Raw genomic sequence first — 20,935 nt, 5'->3', positions numbered from 1 at the left:
CAGGTTTTTGTGGTGTGGCTGATATCTCATTCACATCCGAGATCCCTGTGGGAGCTGGCTTGCCAGCGATGGGGCCCGAACAGGCAACACTTGAGCAACGCCCCACGCCAGCTCAAAGAACAAGAAGATCACCAACAATGAACTGGCGCCATGGAGCAGCGCATAGCCCTGCCAAGCCGCAAACAGAAACCGCGCCACCGCGTCATAACGTCCATAAAGCGCCTGCGGATCACGAATCCGCAGCACCGCCCACACGCAAACCACTGAGCCCAGCAGATTCGCCATCAGCACATGCACAGGCTGGAATGCCGGCAAGTCACCCGGCAGATTCAGCGCGGTCAAAAAACCATGCACAACGGCAAAGCTCCACGGCGTGGCAAATGCCGCCGTCACGATCAGGTCATACCAGGCACTGCCGCGCACCACGTTTCGATACTGCGTTGAAGTCCACATCATCCATGCTCCAGAAATTTGAGGAGCAAGCACGGTAAAGCCTGGAGTATGCTCCAGGGTCAATAGACCTTTTGAGAGCCCCCATGCGCATCGGTGAATTAGCCCTGGCCAGCGCCGTCAGCCGCGATACTTTGCGTTTCTACGAGCAACGCGGATTGATCGCGGCACAACGCAGCGCCAACGGTTATCGCGACTATCCACCGGAAATGGTGCAACTGGTGCTCTACATCAAGACTGCGCAACGGCTGGGCTTTACCCTCAGCGAGATCGGCAACAGTGTTGCCGCGTTGTGGAAAGCGCCCGATCCGGAAAACGCCGTGGCGCAGTTGCTGCGCGACAAACTGCAACTGATTGAAACCCGCATGAGCGAACTCGACGCGCTCCGACAGGAGTTGCAACTACGGCTCGGTCAGGCGTGTCCATTGAATCCGTGAACCGTAACTTTCAAGGAACCCATCATGTCCCAGGCAAAAAATGCACTGATCATCGGCGCCTCCCGTGGCTTGGGCCTCGGGCTGGTGAAAACCCTGCTGGCTGACGGCTGGCAAGTGACGGCCACCGTGCGCAATCCGCAAAAGGCCGAGGCGCTGCAAGCGCTGGGCAAGGTGCGCATCGAGAAGCTGGATATGGATGATCAGCAAGCGGTCATCGCCCTGAGTCAGCAACTCAAGGGCCAAACGTTCGACCTGCTGTTCGTCAACGCCGGGGTCAAAGGTCCGGATCTACAAACACCGGGCGGGGCGACCCTGGCCGAAGTCGGGCAACTGTTTTTCACCAATGCCGTGGCGCCGATCAATCTGGCCCAGCGTTTTGTCGGGCAGATCCGCGATGGCAGCGGCGTGCTGGCGTTCATGAGTTCGGTGCTCGGTAGCGTGACCATGCCCGATGCGCCGGAACTGGCGTTGTACAAGGCAAGCAAGGCTGCACTGAATTCGATGACCAACAGTTTCGTGACCCAGTTGGGCGAGCAGAAACTCACCGTGCTGTCGCTGCATCCGGGCTGGGTGAAGACCGACATGGGTGGTGAAGGCGCCGACATTGATGTCGAAACCAGCACGCGCGGTTTGATTGATCAGGTGAATGCGTTTACCGGCAAGGGCGGGCATCACTTTGTGAATTACAAGGGTGAGACCATTCCCTGGTAAACAACCCAAATCCTGTGGGAGCCGGGCTTGCCCGCGATGACGGAGTGTCAGTGGCCATATAAGGTGCTGATCCGACGCCATCGCTGGCAAGCCAGCTCCCACAGGGATATGAGTTGTCCGGTCGGGTGGGGCTTGCCCGATGCAACAATTTGTTTGAAACTGCGCACCTCGTCCTTCGCGGCGACCCTGGATCAGCAGACAGGGCATCACTGAGCTGGCAACCCTGAACCCAACTTTCAGAGGAGCCGGCAAATGCCCGCGACCCGTACCTGGTTAAAAAATCCCCTCGCCATTTTCACGGCCAACGCGCTTGATGCCCGTGGCGGTCTGGTGCTGCAAGACGGCGTGATCGTCGAAGTGCTCGCTGCCGGTCAACAGCCGTCCGCGCCGTGCAATGAAGTGTTCGATGCCCGTGAGCATGTGATCCTGCCAGGCCTGATCAACACCCACCATCACTTCTATCAAACCCTGACTCGCGCTTGGGCGCCGGTGGTCAATCAGCCGTTGTTCCCGTGGCTGAAAACCCTGTACCCGGTGTGGGCGCGCCTGACACCCGAGAAACTTGCCCTCGCCACTAAAGTGGCTTTGGCTGAATTGCTGCTCTCCGGTTGTACAACCGCCGCCGACCACCATTACCTGTTCCCGGACGGTCTGGAAAACGCCATCGACGTGCAAGTCGAAACCGTGCGCGAACTGGGTATGCGCGCCATGCTCACTCGTGGCTCGATGAGCCTCGGCGAGAAGGACGGCGGCCTGCCACCGCAGCAGACCGTGCAGGAAGGTCAGGTGATTCTCGACGACAGTCAGCGCCTGATTCACGAGTACCACGAGCGTGGCGATGGCGCGCAAATCCAGATCGCCCTGGCGCCATGCTCACCGTTCTCGGTGACCCCGGAAATCATGTCGGCCAGCGCCGAACTCGCGAACAAACTGGACGTGCGCCTGCATACGCACCTCGCTGAAACCCTCGACGAAGAAGACTTCTGCCTGCAGCGTTTCGGCCTGCGCACCGTCGATTATCTGGACAGTGTCGGCTGGCTCGGCCCGCGCACCTGGCTGGCTCACGGCATCCACTTCAACCCGGACGAAATCGCCCGCCTCGGCCAGGCCGGCACCGGTATCTGCCATTGCCCGAGTTCGAACATGCGTCTGGCCTCCGGCATTTGCCCAAGCATCGATCTGACCGACGCTGGCGCCCTGTTTGGTCTGGGCGTGGATGGTTCGGCGTCCAACGATGCCTCGAACATGATCCTTGAAGCGCGTCAGGCCCTGTACATCCAGCGCCTGCGTTATGGCGCCGAGAAGATCACCCCGGAGCGCGTACTCGGCTGGGCGACCAAGGGCTCGGCGAGTCTGTTGGGCCGTACCGACATCGGTGAACTGGCGGTGGGCAAGCAGGCGGATCTGGCGCTGTTCAAGCTCGATGAGCTGCGGTTCTCGGGTAGCCATGATCCGATTTCGGCGCTGCTGCTGTGCGGTGCGGACCGTGCGGATCGGGTGATGATTGGCGGCAAGTGGCGGGTGATTGATGGCCAGGTTGAAGGACTGGATCTCAAAGGCCTGATTGCCGATCACAGCCAGGCGGCTCGCCAGTTGATCGCCGGTACCTGATTCCCCCTCCCCATCTGATCGTTCCCACGCTCTGCGTGGGAATGCATCTCGGGACGCTCCGCGTCCCAGCAGCGTACGCAGAGCGTCCATGGCGGCATTCCCACGCGGAGCGTGGGAACGATCAATGTGGCTATCAGAGACCCAGCAGCGACAGCATGATGAACGTCGCAAACAACACAAAATGCGTCATGCCTTCAATGGCATTGGTCTCGCCGTCGTTCAGATTGATCGCGCTGACGATCAAGGTAATGAAGATCATCACTGTCTGCACCGGCGTCATCGCCATCTGAAACGGCTGGCCGGTATACAGCGCCATCGCCTCCATCACCGGCACGGTCAAAATCACCGTCGACAGTGACGCCCCCATCGCAATGTTGACCACCGACTGCATGCGGTTGGCCAGCGCCGCGCGCAATGCGGTCAGAATCTCCGGCGCTGCGGAAATCGCCGCCACCAGAATCGCCGTAATCACCGGCGGTGCGCCCGTGCCTTCCAGGCCCAGATCGAGGGTTTTGGACATCACTTCGGCGAGTGCGCCAATTACCACGACACCGAACACCAGAATGCCGATCGACCAGCCCAGGCTGAGCGGTTTCGGTTCCTCCTCCACCGGCTCTTTCTTGCGGCGTTTGTCCGGGTAGCTGTAACTGAAAAAGTAACTGTGCGGGCCGACCTGCATGCGCAGGAATAACGCATAAAGCACCACCATCGCACCGATGGTGAACGCTGAATAAATCTTCCAGTTCGCCTCGGGAATAAACTCCGGCACCACCATCGACACGCCCATCGCGGTGAGGATCATCACGCTGTAGCTGCGCGCCGAATCGTCGTTGTAGGACTGTTCGCCATGTTTGATCCCGCCCATCAGTGCGGCGAGGCCGAGGATACCGTTGATGTCGAGCATCACCGCCGAATAGATCGTGTCGCGCACCAGCGTCGCCGATGCCTCGTTGCTCATCATGATCGCCAGGATCACCACTTCCACCAGCACCGCGGCGAGGGTCAGGATCATCGTGCCGTAGGGGTCGCCGACCTTTTCCGCGAGCAGTTCGGCGTGATGGGCGACGCGCATCGACGCGGCGACGATGAAGGCGATCAGCAGCAGGCCAGAGATCAGCGCAACGATCTGGCCGCTGTGCAGCATCCAGTGCTCCAGCGGATAGGCGACGCACGCGGCAATGACCGCCAGTAGCAGAAAGCTTTCTTGCTTGAGGATTGAGAACATGGCGGCCTTTTTGCCAAGAGAGTCGAATGAGCTACTGACTGCGGGGCGGCGCTAACGTTTCGTTACACCTTAGCGCACCAACTGATAGCGAGACTTTGCCAAGTGCACTTTTATTGGCCTTGAGGGCGTTATCGCGAGCAGGCTCACTCCTACAGGGGAACGCGTTCCAAATGTAGGAGTGAGCCTGCTCGCGATGGCCGTTACGCAGTTGCGGAAGGTTTGTTGTCCTGTTGGTCAGCAATTTGCATTGGCCCGGAGCACACACAACAAAATGGAGCTCCAATTCATGCAAATACGTCCGCTGCACAAACTGCTGTGCGCCGCCATCGGTCTGGGGATCAGCCTGAGCGCCAGCGCTGCCGATCCGCTGAAGGTCGGTTTCGTCTATATCGGCCCGATCGGCGACCACGGCTGGACGTATCAGCATGAGCAGGGGCGCAAGGCACTCGCGGAGAAACTCGGCAATCAGATCACCACCAACTACGTGGAAAACGTCGCCGAGGGCGCCGACGCCGAGCGGGTGATCCGCAACATGGCCAAGGACAAGTACGACCTGATCTTCACCACCTCTTTCGGCTACATGAACCCGACCGTGAAAGTTGCCAAGCAGTTTCCCAAGGTGACTTTCGAACACGCCACCGGCTACAAGCAGGACAAGAACCTCGGCACCTATCTGGCGCGCACGTATGAGGGCCGCTACGTCGGTGGCTTCCTCGCCGCGAAAATGACCAAGACCAAAAAGATCGGCTACGTCGCCTCGTTCCCGATCCCGGAAGTGATCCGCGACATCAACGCCATTCAACTGGCCCTGAACAAATACAACCCGGGCACCGAGATCAAAGTGGTGTGGGTCAATTCCTGGTTCGATCCGGGCAAAGAGGCCGATGCCGCGAATGCGCTGATCGATCAGGGTGTCGACGTGGTATTCCAGCACACCGACAGCCCGGCGCCGATTCAGGCAGCAGAACGCCGTGGCGTATACGCCGTGGGTTACGCCTCGGACATGGCGCACTTCGGCCCGAAAGCGGTGCTGACCTCGATCGTCAACGACTGGGCGCCGCATTACATCCAGGCGACGCAAAGCGTGATCGACCACACCTGGAAACCTCAGGATTACTGGGGCGGACTGAAGGAAGGCACAGTTGAATTGCCGATCAGCGATCTGGTACCGGCACCGGTGAAAGCCGAGGCCGAGCAGATCATTGCCGACATCAAGAGCGGCGCGTTGCAGCCATTTACCGGGCCGATCAAGGATCAGAGCGGTGTCGAGAAAATCCCCGCAGGTGTGAGCGCGACCAATGCGGAACTGGCGTCGATGAACTATTACGTGGAAGGCATGAAGGCCGAGATGCCGAAGTAATCCCCTCGAAAAAAACACCGACCCTGTGGGAGCTGGCTTGCCAGCGATGACGGTCTGACAGGCAACAATGATGTTGAATGTGATGGCCTCATCGCTGGCAAGCCAGCTCCCACAGGGTTTTTCAGTGTTCTCAAGTTAACGTTTCTTCAGGACAATTGTATGGATCAGCTTCCGATCATCGACATCAGCCCGCTCTACTCCGACAACCAAAACGCCTGGCCCGCCGTCGCCGAGCAAATCGACCGCGCCTGCCGCGAATGGGGCTTCTTCTACATCAAGGGCCATCCGATCTCCGCCCAGCGCATCGCCGATCTGCTGGATCACGCGCAACGTTTCTTCGCCCTGCCCGTCGCCGACAAACTCAAGATCGACATCACCCAGACTCGCCACCACCGCGGCTACGGCGCGATCGCCACGGAGCAACTCGACCCGAGCAAACCCAGCGACCTCAAAGAAACCTTCGACATGGGCCTGCACCTGCCGGCCAGCCATCCCGAGGTGCTCGCAGAAAAACCGCTGCGCGGACCAAACCGTCATCCTGCGCAAACGGGGTGGGAGGCGCTGATGGAGCAGCATTACCTTGACATGCAGGCCCTCGCGCAAACCCTGCTGCGCGCCATGACCCTTGCGCTGGGCATCGAACGCGATTTTTTCGACACCCGCTTCAATGAGCCGGTCAGCGTGCTGCGCATGATCCACTACCCGCCCCGCCACACCGCCAGTTCCGCTGAGCAGCAAGGCGCCGGCGCGCACACCGATTACGGCTGCATCACCCTGCTGTATCAAGACCGCGCCGGGGGCTTGCAGGTGAAGAATGTGCGGGGCGAATGGATCGACGCGCCCCCCATCGACGGCACCTTCGTGGTCAACCTCGGCGACATGATGGCGCGCTGGAGCAACGACCGTTATCGCTCGACACCGCACCGAGTGATCAGCCCGCTCGGGGTGGATCGCTACTCGATGCCGTTCTTCGCCGAGCCACACCCGGACACGCGCATCGAATGCCTGCCCGGTTGTCAGGACGCACAGCACCCGGCGAAATATCCGACCACCACCTGCGCCGAGTTCCTGCTGTCGCGCTTCGCCGATACCTACGCTTATCGTCGTGAGCAGGAAGCAGTGTGATGGATCGCTTGGTCAGGTTTTGCCAATTGTTTCGGCGAGCATCTGTAGAATGCCGTCATTGCACCTGATGAGAAAAGAATATGTACGACTGGCTCAACGCCTTGCCCAAGGCTGAACTGCACCTGCACCTGGAAGGCTCGCTGGAGCCCGAGCTGTTGTTCGCCCTGGCCGAACGCAACAAGATCGCCCTGCCGTGGAACGACGTCGAAACCCTGCGCAAGGCCTATGCCTTCAACAACCTGCAGGAATTCCTCGACCTGTATTACCAGGGCGCCGACGTGCTGCGCACCTCGCAGGATTTCTACGACCTGACCTGGGCTTACCTGCTGCGCTGCAAAGAACAGAACGTGATTCACACCGAACCGTTCTTCGATCCGCAGACCCACACCGACCGTGGCATCCCGTTCGAAGTGGTGCTCAACGGCATCGCCGCCGCACTGAAGGATGGCGAGCAGCAACTGGGCATCACCAGCGGTTTGATCCTGAGTTTCCTGCGCCACCTCAGCGAAGACGAAGCACAGAAAACCCTCGATCAGGCGCTGCCGTTCCGTGACGCTTTTGTTGCCGTCGGCCTCGACAGTTCCGAGATGGGCCACCCGCCGAGCAAGTTCCAGCGTGTGTTCGATCGCGCTCGTCACGAAGGCTTCCTGACCGTCGCTCACGCCGGTGAAGAGGGCCCGCCGGAGTACATCTGGGAAGCCATCGACCTGCTGAAAATCCAGCGCATCGACCATGGCGTGCGCGCCATCGAAGACGAGCGTCTGATGCAGCGGATTATCGACGAGCAAATCCCGCTGACCGTGTGCCCGCTGTCGAACACCAAACTCTGCGTGTTCGATCACATGTCGCAGCACAACATTCTCGACATGCTTGAGCGCGGCGTGAAAGTCACGGTGAACTCCGATGACCCGGCGTACTTCGGTGGTTATGTCACCGAGAACTTTTATGCGCTGCACGAACACCTGGGCATGACCCAGGATCAGGCCAAGCGCCTGGCGCAGAACAGCCTGGATGCGCGGTTGGTAAAACCATAAAGAGCAATACGAAAAACTGTGGGAGCGGGCTTGCCCGCGATGAGGCCATCAGTTCCAACATCAATGTTGATTGACGGTCCGCCATCGCGGGCAAGCCCGTTCCCACAGGAGTTATGTTTAGCTGGAAATCTCGCGCTCAGTCAGCTCTTCCAGCGTCTTGCCCCGCGTCTCCATCCCGAACAGCCACACCACCCCCGCCGCTATCGCAAAGCACAGCGCCCCCAGCGCAAATACCCCACCCTGCCCGGTAATCGGGAACACCAGCCCGGTCACCAACGGCCCGAGCAGCGAACCCACACGGCCGATCGCCGAGGCGAATCCCGAGCCCGTCGCCCGTGCCGAGGTCGGATACAACTCTGGCGTATAGGTGTAGAGCACCGCCCACATGCCGAACAGGAAGAACTGCATCAGCAGCCCCGTGCCGATCAACAGGGCAACGTTGCCGCCGAACACCGCGCTCTGCCCGTAGAGAAACGCCATCACCCCGCCACCGAGCAAGGTGACGATGCACACCGGTTTGCGCCCCCAACGCTCGACCAGCCACGCCGCCATCAAAAATCCGGGAATCCCGCCCAGCGAAATCAGCACCGTGTAATACACCGACTGGGTCACGGCGAAGCCCGACTGTTGCAGCAATGCACTCAACCACGAGGTCAGCCCGTAAAAACCCAACAACGCAAAGAACCACAGGCTCCAGATCATCGTTGTGCGCTGGCGATACTGTGGCGACCAGATCTGCTTGAGCGCCGAGAAGAAATGGCCCGGTGGCGTCACGGTGCGGGGCAACCGCACCGGCGCGGGCAACATGGTAGCGCCGAGCGATGCGCGTACGCGCTGTTCGATGCCGTCGAGGACCTTGTCCGCCGCCTCCTGCCGCCCGGCCTGTTCCAGCCAGCGCGGTGATTCGGGGATGAAAAAACGGATCGCCAACACGAACACCGCCGGCACCGCCAACACCAGAAAGATGTCGCGCCAGCCAATCACCGGCAACAGGAAGTACGACAGCACACCGGCAGCAACAAAACCCAGCGGCCAGAAGCCATCCATCAACGCGATATAACGCCCACGCCGCTGAGCCGGGATCAACTCCGAGAGCATCGACTGCGCAATGGGAAACTCCATGCCCATGCCAATCCCCAGCAGAATTCGAAACAGCGTCAGCGCCTCGACCGTTTGCGCCGTCGAGCACAGGTAACTGGCCACGCCCCACAGGACGATGCTCCACTGAAACACCGGTTTGCGCCCGAAGCGGTCCGCGAGCATGCCGGACAGCGACGCACCGAGCACCATGCCGAAGAAGCTCGAACTGGCGAGCAATCCTGCCTGTGCGCTGCTCAGGCCGAACTCGGCTTTGATCGAGCCGAGCAGGAACGTCATCATCGCCAGGTCCATGGAGTCGAAGAAAAACGCCAGCGCGATGATGATGAAAATGATCCGGTGATAACCGCTGATCGGCAGTCGTTCCAGGCGTTCTGCCGCGCTGAAGCCTTGAGTATCCATATCGCCTCCCCCATCCGAAATATCCCCGGATCGAGTGTGCGCGATAGTGCCTTGGCGTTCGTGCTGGATGCGACCTGTTCGCAACCGTAGACGACGCCAGCAGGACTGATGGCGTAACAGGCGACGCTTGCGCAGCGTCTGTTACGCCATTTCCAGCTCGGTTTCCTTGGCGAATCGATGCAGCTCGCGCTGGCCGGCGGCCGTCAGTTGCAGGGCTCGTGAATCATTGGGCAGGGTCAGCCAACCGGACTGCATGAATAACTGCAACAACGCTGCGCCGAGTGAGCCGCCCATGTGCGGACGTCGCTCGCTCCAGTCGGGGCATGCACAGGCCACTTGAACGTTGCGATGGGCCAGCGCCTGGATGAACACCCCGCGCCCGGCCAGTTGCTTCGCACCTTTGTGGGTCACCACTACGCGCTGTTCGAGCTGTTCAATCCAGCCGGCGTCGAGCAGTCGCTGATACAGATCGGCGGCCAGCGTGCCCCCCAGGTGGTCATCGCAAAAGCGTGCACGCAACAGCGACGACGGCGCCGACTGAGGTTTGGCCATGGGGGTGGTGCGCTTGAACACCTCGGCGATTTCCCGCGGAGCACTGGCGATGGTGGCGCTGGCCAGTGCTTCTATCGCGGCCCCCACCTCCGGCGCCGAGAGGCGGAAAAACCGTTTGCGACCACGGACTTCGACCTTCAACAGACCGCCGGTGGCCAGCCGTGCCAGATGCGCACTGGCCGATGACGGCGACAGCCCTGCCAGTAGCGCAAGCTCCTCGGTCTGCCGCGCCGAGCCATCCATCAACGCCCACATCATCGCGCTGCGCTTGGGGTCGGCCAGCAACGTGGCGATCTGGCTGATGCAAGGTGCATGTTCCATGTATTCACTCCCTGTGGAATCGTATCGTCTACTGCTCGGAGACATCTTGACCAGTAATGGGTCGGCGGCCAAGACGCGAAAAACGCCCTGAGCCGGGGCAAGGCAGGCCATTGACGCAACATGCTTCGGCGCAGAACCCGCCACCGCAGCGAACCCCGCAATTAAACAGGGGCAACTCGGCATTGACGGCGTTCGGGCCGGGTTTCGGTACTGGCATGAGGCGGGCGCTAGTATAAGCGGGATGCACGCTCCGTCCCGCCTCGCAGCCTGCACGGGTGGTGATTGTTCCTGACAGAAATTTCTCTATTTACCTGCGACTAATGATCAACTTTTGGGAAAACGGGAAATTGACTACTCAAATCAGCGCATCGGCTGGCGAGCATTTCCCTTAACAGGTTCACCGGCTTACTCAATTGTGCGCGATGGGCGCACAACAGATTCAGCGGAGCGCGCTCACATTGCAGCTCTGGCAACAGCACTTTGAGGCGTCCGGCGAGCACATCGGCGCCGACGTCGAGCCAGGATTTGTAGGCGATTCCCGCCCCGGCCAGCGCCCACAGCCGCACCACGTCGGCATCATCGCTGAAGCGGTCGCCACTGACCGTCAAGCCGACTTCGCGCTTGCCGTCGTGAAAGCTCCAGTGGTCATGAACCCGGCTGCCGAGCATGTACAACAGGCAATTGTGCTGCGCCAGTTGTTCGAGCTGGCGCGGCTCACCGTGCCGCGCCAGATAGGCTGGCGAGGCGCAAAGCACACGGCGGTTGTGCGGGGCGATGGGCAAGGCGATCAGGCTGGAGTCTTCCGGCTCGCCATAGCGCAGGGCAATGTCCACCGGCTGGCGGAACAGGTCGGCAATGCGGTCGCCGAGCAACAGACGCACGGTCAGCTTCGGGTGCTCGCGCTGAAACTCGTCGAGCCACGGCAACAGCAGGTTGCGGCCAAAATCCGACGGTGCCGACAGTTGCAAGACCCCGCTGACCTGATCCTGCCCACTGGCCAGCAGGCGCCGGCCTTCGTCCAGCTGACTCAATGCCGCCCGGGCGTATTCGAGGAAGCCTTCGCCTTCCGCGGTCAGCCGCAGACTGCGCGTCGAACGCGCCAGCAAACGCGCGCCGAGTTGCTGCTCTATGCGTTTCAACGCCGCACTGGCCACCGCAGCGGACATGTCCATCACCCGCGCCGCCGCCGACAGGCTGCCCAGATCCGCCGCCCGGACAAATAACTGCAAGTCATCGAAACGCAGCATTTACAGCCTCGATTATCAAAAAAATATTGAAAGAGACTGCTCTTTTAGCCGGTTTTATCTCGGGGAGAAATAGCCAATCATCTGCTCCATCGAATTCATCCCGCTTCTGTGGAGCCGAACATGTCCCAGCCATTCACCGCCATTGCCACCCTGATCGCCAAACCCGGCCAACAGGACACTCTCGAACACGCGTTGCGCGCACTGGTTGAACCGAGCCGTGCCGAGGACGGTTGCAGTCAGTACGACTTGCACCGCGACCTGGCCGACCCACGGGTTTTCTACGTGATCGAACACTGGGCCAGTGAAGCGATTCTGCAAGCGCACAACGCCAGCGCACATTTTCAAAACTTCCAGGCCACTGCCGGGCAGTGCATCGAACACTTCGAATTGAAACGTCTGGGCAGCATCGCCTGAGCCCTTCTTCCCTTACTTGTACGGAGCCCACCATGAAAGCCATTGCTTATTACGCTTCCCTGCCCATCAGCGACGCCGATTCCCTGCAAGACATCGAACTGCCGGAGCCGGTCGCCGGCCCGCGCGATCTGCTGGTGGAAGTCAAAGCCATCTCGGTCAATCCGGTCGACACCAAGGTGCGCCAGAACGTGGCGCCTGAACCGGGCGCAGCGAAGGTGCTGGGCTGGGACGTGGCCGGTGTGGTCAAAGCCGTCGGCAGCGAAGTGACGCTGTTCAAGGCTGGGGATAAAGTCTTTTACGCAGGTTCCATCGCCCGTGCTGGCGGCAACAGCGAACTGCACGTCGTCGATGAGCGAATCGTCGGCCATATGCCCAAGTCCCTCGGTTTCGCTGAAGCCGCCGCCCTGCCGCTGACCGCGATCACTGCGTGGGAGCTACTATTCGAACGCCTGCAAATCCGCGAAGGCCAGACCGACGAAGGTCAGAGCCTGCTGATCGTCGGCGCAGCCGGTGGTGTCGGCTCGATCCTCACCCAATTGGCAAAACAATTGACCGGTCTCAAGGTGATCGGCACAGCCTCCCGGGCGCAGACTCGCGACTGGGTCAGCGAACTGGGTGCGGATCTGGTGATCGATCACAGTCAGCCGCTGAGTGAAGAGCTGAAACGTGCGGGGCTCGCCAACGTAACCCACGTCGCCAGCCTGACCCAGACCGATCAGCATTTGGATCAACTGGTCGAAGCCCTGGCGCCACAAGGCAAACTGGCGCTGATCGACGATCCGAAGTCACTGGACGTGAGCAAGCTCAAGCGCAAGAGCCTGTCGCTGCATTGGGAATTCATGTACACCCGTTCGCTGTTCGAGACGCCAGACATGATCGAGCAGCACCATCTGCTCAACCGCGTGGCCGAGCTGATCGATGCCGGGACCTTGAAGACCACGGTCGGCGAGCATTTCGGCACGATTAATGCCGCCAACCTGCGCCGGGCGCACGAATTGCTCGAAAGCGGTAAAGCCAAAGGGAAAATTGTTTTAGAAAGTTTCTGAAGATCAAAAGATCGCAGCCTGCGGCAGTTCCTGCCCGGGCTGCGGTGTTTTTTTGCCGTCAGTCAGATGCTTGACCTTTGTCACAATTGCGATCGTATTCAGGACTAGAATCGAAGCCTCTGCGATACATCTTTTACGCAAGGGAGGTCAGCAATGAAGATCCTGATAAAAGAAGTGGCAAAGTCTCAATGGCAGGTTCGACTCGATCAACACGCCGTGACATTCCGCAGTGAAGCCGAGGCCCTGGCCTTCACTCGCACCCTCGAAGCGCGAATTTGCGCGCCCCATCAGATTCCCGACCGCAGCCAGCAGCGCGCCGCCGGCTGAGTCTGCTCAGACAGCCGCTTGCGCCAGCGCCCGGGCATTCTGCAAACGCCGGGTGAGCATCGCGACGCATACCACCAGCAGACCGCACAGGCTGATGACCATGGCCATCGGCATGGCGCTGCCGTCGTGCAGAATCCCCACCAGCGAAGCAGCGCCGGAAGCCACGCTGAACTGCAGACAGCCCATCAGCGCCGACGCACTGCCGGCCCGCGCCCCCTGGCCGTTCATTGCGCAGGCCGCAGCGTTGGGCAGGATGCAGCCGAGGCTGGCGATGCAGATGAACAACGGAATCAGTAACGGCCACAACGCTTCGGTATGAAGCGCGCTGACCGCCAGCAGTGTCAGCCCCGCCAACAGATACACCCACACCGCACGCGCCAGCAGAAACGCCGGACCGCGCTTGGCCAACAGCCGTGCATTGACCTGCGCCACCAGAATGAAACCTGCCGCGTTGGTGCCGAACAGCCAGCCGAAATGCTCGGCCGGCACGCCATAGAGTTTGATGAAGACGAAAGGTGAACCGGCGATGTAGGAAAACATCCCGGCGACGGCAATGCCGCCGGTGAGGGCGTGGCCAAGAAAGACTTTATCCTTGAACAAGCGCCCGTATTGGCGCAACGCGCCGGACAATGGTTGGCGTGGCATATGCGCTGGCATGCTTTCCGGCAAGCCAAGTGCAACGGCGAGCCCCGCCAACGCACTGAAACCGGTCAGCACCAGAAAGATCGACTGCCAGCCTGTGGTGTTGACCAGCAGCCCGCCGAGCATCGGTGCCAGAATCGGTGCCAGGCCCATCACCAGCATCAACTGCGAGAAGACTTTCGCCGAACCCACCGCATCGCATTTGTCACTGACCACCGCCCGCGCAATCACCATGCCCGCACAGCCGCCCAGCGCTTGCACGAAGCGTGCGCCGATCAGCCAGTCCAGGTTCGGTGCATAGGCACAGGCCAGTGAGGCCAGCGTGAACAGTGCCAGACCGGTGAGCAGAGGAATCCGTCGCCCGAAGCGATCCGCGACCGGGCCATACAACAGCTGCCCCATGGACAAACCGAGGAAATACGCCGCCAGGGTCATCTGCACGTGTTTTTCGTCGGTGCCGAACGCCAGCGCCATGGACGGAAAGGCAGGCAGATAAAAGTCGATGGCCAACGGCCCGAAGGCAGTCAAGGCACCGAGAATCAGAATGGTACGGAAGTTCATCAGGCATCCAGGTTGGCAAGTCGGCAGCCCGACAGTCTAGCCGCGCCCGAACGCCTTGAACATTCCGATAGCTCGCTAACAATTAAAAATCTGACAAACCACAACTTGCTCCCGCTGGGGCGCGCAGCGGCCCCGATTTATATCCAGGCCAGAAACAATGGGCCTGCTGCGCAGTCCAGCAGGAGCAAACTCCCTCGCCACAGGGATTTGTATCAGGCCAGTTTCACTGCGTAGCCTTCTTCGCTGATGACTTCGATGACCTGCTCAGCACTCAGCGCACTTTCGACGCCGACTTCCTTGGCCGCCAGATCGACGCGCACACTGGCCGCCGGATCCTTGGCCTGTAAGGCGTTGGTGATGGCTTTGACACAGTGACCGCAGGTCATGCCTTCAACATTGAACACTTGCATGCAAATGACTCCTTTTGAGTGAGGTTGCCGGCAGTTTCGAGCTTGCCACGATGGCAAGGTCAAGTTCTTGAATAAACTGCCGGGCTGGCAATCGGCGCCGCGCTCGGCCAAGCTGCGTGCATCAATGACATAAATTCAGGAGATTCAGCCATGCGCTGGTCAGCTTTCAGCCTGTTTGGCTTCCTCGGCCTGTTTGCCGCTATCCCTCAGGTGCAAGCCGCCGGCGAGGATTATGGCGTGCTGATCATTTCCCGCGAGCGCCTGGAAGTAGCGACGTCCTGCGAGATCGGCGTTTACATTCAGGATCAACTGTCGGCGCGCCTGTTTCAGGAGCAAAGCACCTCATTCAATCTGCCGCCGGGCAATGTCTCGCTACGGCTTAAACTGCTGCCGGGGCAAATGCCGGGCTGCAACCCGGGCATGCTCGCGCCGGGTTCGCAGGAGATCAAACTGCATGCCGGCGACATCCTGAAGTTCCGAATCGCGATGAACCAGGAAGGCATGTACTTGAAGCGCACCGATCTCGGCTACTAAGCAAATCCCCATGTGGGAGCGGGCTTGCTCGCTCCCACATTGATTGATGGTGCCTCAAAGATTGGCGCTTGACCTTGCCCGCATGGCAAGGTTGATCCTGTAGGCAACTTCTACAGGGAGCGTGACCGATGTCCGAATCCATCACTTTCGATCTGCCGATTGCCGGCATGACCTGCGCCAGTTGTGCCGGGCGTGTCGAGCGGGCCTTGAGCAAAGTCAGCGGCGCCAGTGCCGTCAGCGTCAACCTCGCCACCGAGCAGGCCCGCGTGCACGCGCCCGGCGACAGCTTGCCGGCGCTGATGGACGCCGTTGAGCGCGCCGGTTACAGCGTGCCGCAACATACCCTCGAATTGAAAATTGATGGCATGACCTGCGCCTCCTGCGTGGGTCGTGTCGAGCGCGCCCTGAACAAAGTCATCGGAGTGAAAAGCGTCAGCGTCAACCTCGCCAATGAACGCGCGCACCTCGAACTGCTCGGCCAGATCGACGCGCAAACCCTACTCGATGCCGTCAGCAAGGCCGGTTATTCAGCCAGCGTCTGGCAAGCCGAAAACCCACCCACCGATAACCAGCAACAGCGCCTGAAGCACGAGCGCTGGGCTTTGATCTGCGCGATCGCCCTCGCCCTGCCGCTAGTCTTGCCGATGTTGCTGCAACCGTTCGGCATTCACTGGATGCTGCCCGCCTGGGCGCAATTCGCCCTCGCCACGCCAGTGCAATTCATCTTCGGTGCACGGTTCTACGTGGCGGCGTGGAAAGCCGTGCGCGCCGGGGCCGGCAACATGGACTTGCTTGTCGCCCTCGGCACCAGCGCCGGTTATGGCTTGAGTCTTTATGAGTGGGCGACTGCCGCCGGGCGCATGCCACATCTGTATTTCGAAGCGTCGGCGGTGGTGATTGCCCTGGTGCTGCTCGGCAAATACCTCGAAAGCCGCGCCAAACGCCAGACCGCCAGTGCCATCCGCGCCCTTGAAGCCTTGCGGCCGGAACGGGCAATTCAGGTGATCGACGGCCGCGAACAGGACGTCGCCATCAGCGCCCTGCGCCTCGACGATCAAGTGCTGGTCAAACCCGGCGAGCGCTTCCCGGTCGACGGTGAAGTGCTGGAGGGCCAGAGCCACGCCGACGAAGCCTTGATCAGCGGCGAGAGTCTGCCGGTGCCGAAACAACCGGGGGACAAAGTCACCGGTGGTGCGATCAACGGTGAAGGTCGCTTGCTGGTGCGCACCACCGCACTCGGCGCGGAAAGCGTGCTGGCGCGGATCATTCGTCTGGTCGAAGACGCTCAAGCGGCGAAAGCACCGATCCAGAAACTGGTGGATAAAGTCAGCCAGGTGTTCGTGCCGACCGTGCTGGTCCTGGCCCTGGCAACGCTGATCGGTTGGTGGCTGTACGGCGCACCGCTGGAAACCGCGTTGATCAACGCCGTTGCGGTTCTGGTGATCGCTTGCCCTTGCGCCCTCGGTCTCGCCACGCCGACGGCGATCATGGCCGGCACTGGCGTGGCGGCGCGGCACGGCATTCTGATCAAGGACGCCGAAGCACTGGAACGCGCCCATGAAGTCAGCAGCGTGGTGTTCGACAAGACCGGCACGTTGACCTCCGGCACCCCGCGCATCGCGCATTTGAGTGCCGTCAATGGCGATGAAAATACGCTGCTGAAATTGGCCGGGGCCCTGCAACGCGGCAGCGAGCATCCGCTGGCCAAAGCGGTGCTGGACGCGGCCGCCGAGCGAAATCTGCCGGTGCCGGATATCAGCGACAGCCAGTCACTGACCGGTCGTGGCATCGCTGGCACGCTGGACGGTCGGCGTCTGGCCCTTGGCAATCGGCGGATGCTGGAAGAAAGCGGATTGAGTGCAGGCAACCTCAGCGAATCCGCCAAGGCCTGGGAAGCCGAAGGCCGAACCCTGTCGTGGCTGATCGAACAAAGCCCCGAGCTGCGCGTACTGGGTTTGTTCGCCTTCGGTGACACCTTGAAGCCGGGCGCACTGCAAGCCGTGCAACAACTCGCCGCACGCGATATCCACAGCCATTTACTGACCGGCGACAACCGCGGCAGTGCGCGCGTGGTGGCCGAGGCCCTTGGCATTAAAAACGTTCATGCCGAAGTTCTGCCGGCGGACAAAGCCGCCACCGTCGCCGAACTGAAGAAAACCGGCGTCGTCGCCATGGTCGGCGACGGCATCAACGATGCTCCGGCACTCGCTGCCGCCGACATCGGCATCGCCATGGGCGGCGGCACCGACGTCGCCATGCACGCAGCGGGCATCACGCTGATGCGCGGTGATCCACGGCTGGTGCCGGCGGCGCTGGAGATCAGCCGCAAGACCTACGCGAAGATTCGCCAGAATCTGTTCTGGGCCTTCGTCTACAACCTGATCGGCATTCCGCTGGCGGCGTTCGGCTTCCTCAACCCGGTGCTGGCCGGCGCGGCGATGGCGTTGTCGAGCGTCAGCGTAGTGAGCAATGCGCTACTGTTGAAAACCTGGAAACCCAAGGATCTGGAGGAGCACCGATGAACATCGGCCAAGCGGCCCGGCACAGTGGTCTGAGCGCGAAAATGATCCGCTACTACGAGTCGATCGGTTTGCTCAAAGCGGCCCATCGCACCGACAGCGGTTATCGGGTCTACGGCGATGATGACTTGCACACACTGGCTTTTATAAAGCGTTCGCGCGATCTCGGCTTTTCTCTCGAAGAAGTCGGCAAACTGCTGACGCTCTGGCAGGATCGCCAGCGGGCCAGCGCCGATGTGAAGGCGCTGGCGCGGCAGCACATCGACGAGTTGAACCAGAAGATCCGCGAACTCGGCGAGCTACGCGACACCTTGCAGGATCTGGTCGAGCATTGTCAGGGCGACCATCGCCCTGATTGCCCGATCCTCAAGGAACTGGCGTCGGGCTGCTGCGCACAACCCGCCCGCGCCTGAGCGCCAGCCCTTTCACCGTGAGCAAGGTGCCGAGGGGAATGCCGTGGAACAGCATGACCACGGCCCCCGGTGTCCACCACTCGTAGAACGGCGCGGCGATCAACATGCCGACGCCGAATCCGGTCATTTGCAGCAGCGTCAGGAAACTGAAAATCGGCAGGCGCAGGTGTTCCGGTTCGCGTTGCAGCCGCGACATCAGGCCGACTTCTGAGAAGCCGTCACCCAGCCCGGCCGGCAAGGAAAACAACAGCAATCCGTAGAGACTGTGCTGCTGAAACATCAGGATGAAACCGCAGGACATCAGCGCCACGCCAAAGAAAAACCGCCGTTCGAGATGGATGTTGTCCGAGCCTTTCAGGCGGCTGGCGATCCGTGCACCGAGCAGTTTGCCGCTGGCCCATACCGCCAGCATCAGGCCCAACGTGGTGCTCGCCGACTCGGGCGAGAGCAGTTTCGAGATGATCGGAAAACCGACGTTGTGCGCGGCGCTGCCCAAGGTGTCGGCCATCGTCACGGCGAGCATGGCGGCAATCACTGGCGCACTGCGCAGGCCTTGCTTGAGGGCCGACCATTCGCCGCGCTCGGGCTCTGCTTTATGGTTCGGAGCGTCGAAACGCAGCGGCACAATCAACAGCGCCGCCAGCAAATAGGTCAGCGCGTTCAGGGTGAACACCGTTTCGAAGCCAAAACCCGCTACCAGCAACCCCGAGACCAGACTGCCGCCGACCATCGCCGCCGAAGAGGCCGAAGTAATCCACGCGTTTGTTTTCAGCAACTGCGACGGTTCGATCAACCTGGGCAACTGGCTGTTGAGACCGATGGCGAACATTGAGTTGCCAAAGCCCAGCCCGAAGGCAATCAGCGGCAACAGCAGCGCTTGCTGACTGACCGGCACGATCAGCAACAGACCAAGCACGCTGGCACGCAGCAGATCGAATGCAATCAGCGGCAAACGCCCGCTCCAGCGCCGATAGAACCGCGTGCCGATCAGACTGGCGAAAATCCCGCCGCCGACGCGACTGGCGAGGAAAATGCCGACGCTCATGGCGCTGTTGCTCAGCAGATAGACGTACGTGGCCAGCGCAACCATGTTGAGGAAAGCGCCGAAATCGGAGATCAGTCGGGCGGTGATGATCAGGGAGGCGTTGCGGGGGGTGGTCACATTCAGTCCTTGAGTGTGCGGAAGCAGACAAGATTCCCACACGCATTTCAAGAACACCACCATCCCCTGTGGGAGCTGGCTTGCCAGCGATAGCGGTGGTTCTGCCTGAAGACATGTATTGGCTGTACAGGCCCCTTCGCTGGCAAGCCAGCTCCCACAGGTTTTTTGGGTGCTGTCTGGAAAATGGCGGGCACAAAAAAACCCGGCCGAAGCCGGGTTTCTCTTTACACGATCACTGCATCCATGGCGGAGGCGGTGGCTCGTCCGACTTGCCCTTGGGCTCGTCATCTGCCGCACGAATCGCCTGCTTGCGCTCTTCGTCCAGCCGCGCCGCTTCGATCTCGCGCAGCACCCCGCCGACATCGGCCAGGTCCTCCGGATCGTCGAACTCACCGGTCAGCACACTGTTCGGATGCAAGGTGCCGGCTTCGTACAACGCCCACATTTCCTTGGCGTACTTGGTCGTCTTCAGCTCCGGCGCAAAACGGCCGAAGTATGAGGCCATGTTGCCAACGTCACGCTCGAGCATGCTGAACGCGTGGTTGTTGCCCGCTGCATCGACTGCTTGCGGCAGGTCGATGATGACCGGGCCGGTCGGTGTCAGCAGCACGTTGAACTCGGAGAGGTCACCGTGCACCAGACCGGTACACAACATCAGCACGATCTGCGAAATCAGGAACGCGTGATACTCGCGGGCCTGATCCGGCTCCAGCACCACGTCGTTCAGACGCGGCGCGGCGTCGCCGAATTCGTCGGCCACCAGTTCCATCAACAATACGCCATCGAGGAAGTCGTACGGTTTCGGCACGCGCACACCGGCACCGGCCAGACGAAACAGCGCCGCCACCTCGGCGTTCTGCCAGGCATCCTCGGTCTCTTTGCGACCGAACTTGGAGCCTTTGGCCATCGCTCGGGCCTGTCGGCTGTTGCGAACCTTGCGGCCTTCCTGATACTCGGCCGCCTGGCGGAAACTACGTTTGTTCGCCTCCTTGTAGACCTTTGCGCAACGTAACTGATTGCCGCAGCGCACCACATAAACAGCTGCTTCTTTACCACTCATCAGTGGGCGCAGCACTTCGTCGACCAGACCGTCCTCGATCAGGGGTTCAATGCGTTTTGGAGTCTTCATCAGCTTTTATTGTGGGTCCTTTATTACCAAACACGCGAATGTCACTCGTTATACGGCAATCCTCGCGTCTCGGGGAGGGGTTGCCGACCTGTGAACCTTGAGAATGCACACACTGTGCCGAAAATCTGACCGCGGCGAATCATAGCCGAGGCGGTGGTGAATGTAGCTGATCGGTGTTGAGGGCATTTGCGACAGAATCTGACAT

21 protein-coding genes are annotated in these 20,935 nt (G+C 60.8%); 12 read left to right on the top strand and 9 right to left on the bottom strand.

Going from position 1 to position 20,935, the window contains the following annotated elements; genetic code table 11:
- Positions 1–30: 30 nt before the first annotated feature.
- Positions 31–453 (bottom strand): hypothetical protein, encoded by a 423-nt coding sequence (locus tag KI231_RS03625; protein ID WP_213028735.1) that lies wholly within the window; start codon positions 451–453, stop codon positions 31–33.
- A gap of 83 nt (positions 454–536) precedes the next feature.
- On the opposite strand from KI231_RS03625, the gene KI231_RS03620 reads away from it, so the two are divergent.
- From KI231_RS03620 to KI231_RS03610, 3 genes are all read left to right on the top strand, one after another.
- Positions 537–887: a MerR family transcriptional regulator gene (locus tag KI231_RS03620; protein WP_213027470.1), complete on the top strand. Its 351-nt coding sequence runs from the start codon at positions 537–539 to the stop codon at positions 885–887.
- Between the two features lie 24 nt (positions 888–911).
- Positions 912–1,598 (top strand): SDR family oxidoreductase, encoded by a 687-nt coding sequence (locus KI231_RS03615; protein ID WP_213027469.1) that lies wholly within the window; start codon positions 912–914, stop codon positions 1,596–1,598.
- A 252-nt stretch (positions 1,599–1,850) separates the two neighbouring features.
- The gene (locus KI231_RS03610) at positions 1,851–3,209 is read left to right on the top strand and encodes an 8-oxoguanine deaminase (protein ID WP_213027468.1); all 1,359 of its coding nucleotides are present in this window, start codon (positions 1,851–1,853) and stop codon (positions 3,207–3,209) included.
- Between the two features lie 133 nt (positions 3,210–3,342).
- Here KI231_RS03610 and KI231_RS03605 read toward each other — a convergent pair whose 3' ends face one another.
- Positions 3,343–4,434: a calcium:cation antiporter gene (locus KI231_RS03605; protein WP_213027467.1), complete on the bottom strand. Its 1,092-nt coding sequence runs from the start codon at positions 4,432–4,434 to the stop codon at positions 3,343–3,345.
- A gap of 286 nt (positions 4,435–4,720) precedes the next feature.
- Here KI231_RS03605 and KI231_RS03600 point away from each other — a divergent pair, with 286 nt between their 5' ends.
- The 3 genes from KI231_RS03600 (at position 4,721) to KI231_RS03590 (ending at position 7,953) form a co-directional block, all read left to right on the top strand.
- Positions 4,721–5,794: a BMP family ABC transporter substrate-binding protein gene (locus KI231_RS03600; RefSeq protein WP_213027466.1), complete on the top strand. Its 1,074-nt coding sequence runs from the start codon at positions 4,721–4,723 to the stop codon at positions 5,792–5,794.
- Positions 5,795–5,953: 159 nt separating this feature from the next.
- Entirely contained in the window at positions 5,954–6,919 is a 966-nt protein-coding gene (locus KI231_RS03595; RefSeq protein WP_213027465.1) for a 2-oxoglutarate and iron-dependent oxygenase domain-containing protein, read from the top strand.
- A gap of 80 nt (positions 6,920–6,999) precedes the next feature.
- Complete coding sequence (locus tag KI231_RS03590) at positions 7,000–7,953, top strand: adenosine deaminase (RefSeq protein WP_213027464.1); 954 nt, start codon at positions 7,000–7,002, stop codon at positions 7,951–7,953.
- Between the two features lie 117 nt (positions 7,954–8,070).
- On the opposite strand, the gene KI231_RS03585 is transcribed toward KI231_RS03590, so the two are convergent.
- The 3 genes from KI231_RS03585 to vimR form a co-directional block, all read right to left on the bottom strand.
- The gene (locus KI231_RS03585) at positions 8,071–9,453 is read right to left on the bottom strand and encodes an MFS transporter (RefSeq protein ID WP_213027463.1); all 1,383 of its coding nucleotides are present in this window, start codon (positions 9,451–9,453) and stop codon (positions 8,071–8,073) included.
- A gap of 141 nt (positions 9,454–9,594) precedes the next feature.
- Positions 9,595–10,326 carry an ArsR/SmtB family transcription factor gene (locus KI231_RS03580; RefSeq protein ID WP_103306270.1) on the bottom strand — a complete coding sequence of 244 codons (732 nt, stop codon included), beginning with the start codon at positions 10,324–10,326 and terminating at the stop codon, positions 9,595–9,597.
- A 317-nt stretch (positions 10,327–10,643) separates the two neighbouring features.
- The gene (gene vimR, locus KI231_RS03575) at positions 10,644–11,573 is read right to left on the bottom strand and encodes a transcription regulator VimR (RefSeq protein ID WP_213027462.1); all 930 of its coding nucleotides are present in this window, start codon (positions 11,571–11,573) and stop codon (positions 10,644–10,646) included.
- 120 nt (positions 11,574–11,693) lie between these two features.
- Here vimR and KI231_RS03570 point away from each other — a divergent pair, with 120 nt between their 5' ends.
- From KI231_RS03570 to KI231_RS03560, 3 genes are all read left to right on the top strand, one after another.
- Entirely contained in the window at positions 11,694–11,987 is a 294-nt protein-coding gene (locus tag KI231_RS03570) for a putative quinol monooxygenase (RefSeq protein WP_103306272.1), read from the top strand.
- Positions 11,988–12,019: 32 nt separating this feature from the next.
- Positions 12,020–13,033, top strand: a complete 1,014-nt coding sequence (locus tag KI231_RS03565) for a zinc-binding alcohol dehydrogenase family protein (protein WP_213027461.1) — start codon at positions 12,020–12,022, stop codon at positions 13,031–13,033.
- A 153-nt stretch (positions 13,034–13,186) separates the two neighbouring features.
- Entirely contained in the window at positions 13,187–13,360 is a 174-nt protein-coding gene (locus KI231_RS03560; protein ID WP_177431451.1) for a hypothetical protein, read from the top strand.
- A 6-nt stretch (positions 13,361–13,366) separates the two neighbouring features.
- Here the strand turns inward: KI231_RS03560 and KI231_RS03555 are convergent, their stop codons facing one another.
- Both KI231_RS03555 and KI231_RS03550 read right to left on the bottom strand, forming a co-directional pair.
- On the bottom strand, positions 13,367–14,563 hold the full coding sequence (locus KI231_RS03555; protein WP_213027460.1) for a multidrug effflux MFS transporter: 1,197 nt from the start codon (positions 14,561–14,563) through the stop codon (positions 13,367–13,369).
- Positions 14,564–14,775: 212 nt separating this feature from the next.
- Complete coding sequence (locus KI231_RS03550; protein ID WP_103306275.1) at positions 14,776–14,973, bottom strand: cation transporter; 198 nt, start codon at positions 14,971–14,973, stop codon at positions 14,776–14,778.
- A gap of 150 nt (positions 14,974–15,123) precedes the next feature.
- On the opposite strand from KI231_RS03550, the gene KI231_RS03545 reads away from it, so the two are divergent.
- The 3 genes from KI231_RS03545 to cueR all read left to right on the top strand — a co-directional run bounded on the left by KI231_RS03545 (position 15,124) and on the right by cueR (position 18,439).
- The gene (locus KI231_RS03545; RefSeq protein WP_213027459.1) at positions 15,124–15,507 is read left to right on the top strand and encodes a hypothetical protein; all 384 of its coding nucleotides are present in this window, start codon (positions 15,124–15,126) and stop codon (positions 15,505–15,507) included.
- Between the two features lie 128 nt (positions 15,508–15,635).
- A complete protein-coding gene (gene cueA, locus KI231_RS03540) occupies positions 15,636–18,029 on the top strand; it encodes a copper resistance metal-translocating P1-type ATPase CueA (RefSeq protein ID WP_213027458.1) in 2,394 nt (797 codons plus the stop codon).
- The gene (gene cueR, locus KI231_RS03535) at positions 18,026–18,439 is read left to right on the top strand and encodes a Cu(I)-responsive transcriptional regulator (protein ID WP_096819703.1); all 414 of its coding nucleotides are present in this window, start codon (positions 18,026–18,028) and stop codon (positions 18,437–18,439) included. The genes cueA and cueR overlap by 4 nt, the downstream gene beginning before the upstream one ends.
- Here cueR and KI231_RS03530 read toward each other — a convergent pair.
- Positions 18,393–19,601 carry an MFS transporter gene (locus KI231_RS03530; RefSeq protein WP_213027457.1) on the bottom strand — a complete coding sequence of 403 codons (1,209 nt, stop codon included), beginning with the start codon at positions 19,599–19,601 and terminating at the stop codon, positions 18,393–18,395. The genes cueR and KI231_RS03530 overlap by 47 nt on opposite strands.
- 232 nt (positions 19,602–19,833) lie before the next feature.
- Positions 19,834–20,730: a PA4780 family RIO1-like protein kinase gene (locus KI231_RS03525; protein ID WP_103306280.1), complete on the bottom strand. Its 897-nt coding sequence runs from the start codon at positions 20,728–20,730 to the stop codon at positions 19,834–19,836.
- Between the last annotated feature and the right edge of the window lie 205 nt (positions 20,731–20,935).

This window comes from Pseudomonas sp. Seg1 (genome assembly GCF_018326005.1).
Taxonomy (GTDB): Bacteria; Pseudomonadota; Gammaproteobacteria; order Pseudomonadales; family Pseudomonadaceae; genus Aquipseudomonas.
Note: the sequence above shows the minus strand (reverse complement) of the source record. Positions and strands in the feature narration are given on the sequence as shown.

Coding starts and splice junctions, on each gene's coding strand:
- KI231_RS03550 (WP_103306275.1), bottom strand. CDS start 14,973: ATGCAAGTGTTCAATGTTGAAGGCATGACCTGCGGTCACTGTGTCAAA.
- KI231_RS03545 (WP_213027459.1), top strand. CDS start 15,124: ATGCGCTGGTCAGCTTTCAGCCTGTTTGGCTTCCTCGGCCTGTTTGCC.
- KI231_RS03585 (WP_213027463.1), bottom strand. CDS start 9,453: ATGGATACTCAAGGCTTCAGCGCGGCAGAACGCCTGGAACGACTGCCG.
- cueR (WP_096819703.1), top strand. CDS start 18,026: ATGAACATCGGCCAAGCGGCCCGGCACAGTGGTCTGAGCGCGAAAATG.
- KI231_RS03605 (WP_213027467.1), bottom strand. CDS start 4,434: ATGTTCTCAATCCTCAAGCAAGAAAGCTTTCTGCTACTGGCGGTCATT.
- KI231_RS03600 (WP_213027466.1), top strand. CDS start 4,721: ATGCAAATACGTCCGCTGCACAAACTGCTGTGCGCCGCCATCGGTCTG.
- KI231_RS03615 (WP_213027469.1), top strand. CDS start 912: ATGTCCCAGGCAAAAAATGCACTGATCATCGGCGCCTCCCGTGGCTTG.
- cueA (WP_213027458.1), top strand. CDS start 15,636: ATGTCCGAATCCATCACTTTCGATCTGCCGATTGCCGGCATGACCTGC.
- KI231_RS03525 (WP_103306280.1), bottom strand. CDS start 20,730: ATGAAGACTCCAAAACGCATTGAACCCCTGATCGAGGACGGTCTGGTC.
- KI231_RS03570 (WP_103306272.1), top strand. CDS start 11,694: ATGTCCCAGCCATTCACCGCCATTGCCACCCTGATCGCCAAACCCGGC.
- KI231_RS03625 (WP_213028735.1), bottom strand. CDS start 453: ATGTGGACTTCAACGCAGTATCGAAACGTGGTGCGCGGCAGTGCCTGG.
- KI231_RS03610 (WP_213027468.1), top strand. CDS start 1,851: ATGCCCGCGACCCGTACCTGGTTAAAAAATCCCCTCGCCATTTTCACG.
- KI231_RS03560 (WP_177431451.1), top strand. CDS start 13,187: ATGAAGATCCTGATAAAAGAAGTGGCAAAGTCTCAATGGCAGGTTCGA.
- KI231_RS03590 (WP_213027464.1), top strand. CDS start 7,000: ATGTACGACTGGCTCAACGCCTTGCCCAAGGCTGAACTGCACCTGCAC.
- KI231_RS03595 (WP_213027465.1), top strand. CDS start 5,954: ATGGATCAGCTTCCGATCATCGACATCAGCCCGCTCTACTCCGACAAC.
- KI231_RS03565 (WP_213027461.1), top strand. CDS start 12,020: ATGAAAGCCATTGCTTATTACGCTTCCCTGCCCATCAGCGACGCCGAT.
- KI231_RS03555 (WP_213027460.1), bottom strand. CDS start 14,563: ATGAACTTCCGTACCATTCTGATTCTCGGTGCCTTGACTGCCTTCGGG.
- vimR (WP_213027462.1), bottom strand. CDS start 11,573: ATGCTGCGTTTCGATGACTTGCAGTTATTTGTCCGGGCGGCGGATCTG.
- KI231_RS03620 (WP_213027470.1), top strand. CDS start 537: ATGCGCATCGGTGAATTAGCCCTGGCCAGCGCCGTCAGCCGCGATACT.
- KI231_RS03580 (WP_103306270.1), bottom strand. CDS start 10,326: ATGGAACATGCACCTTGCATCAGCCAGATCGCCACGTTGCTGGCCGAC.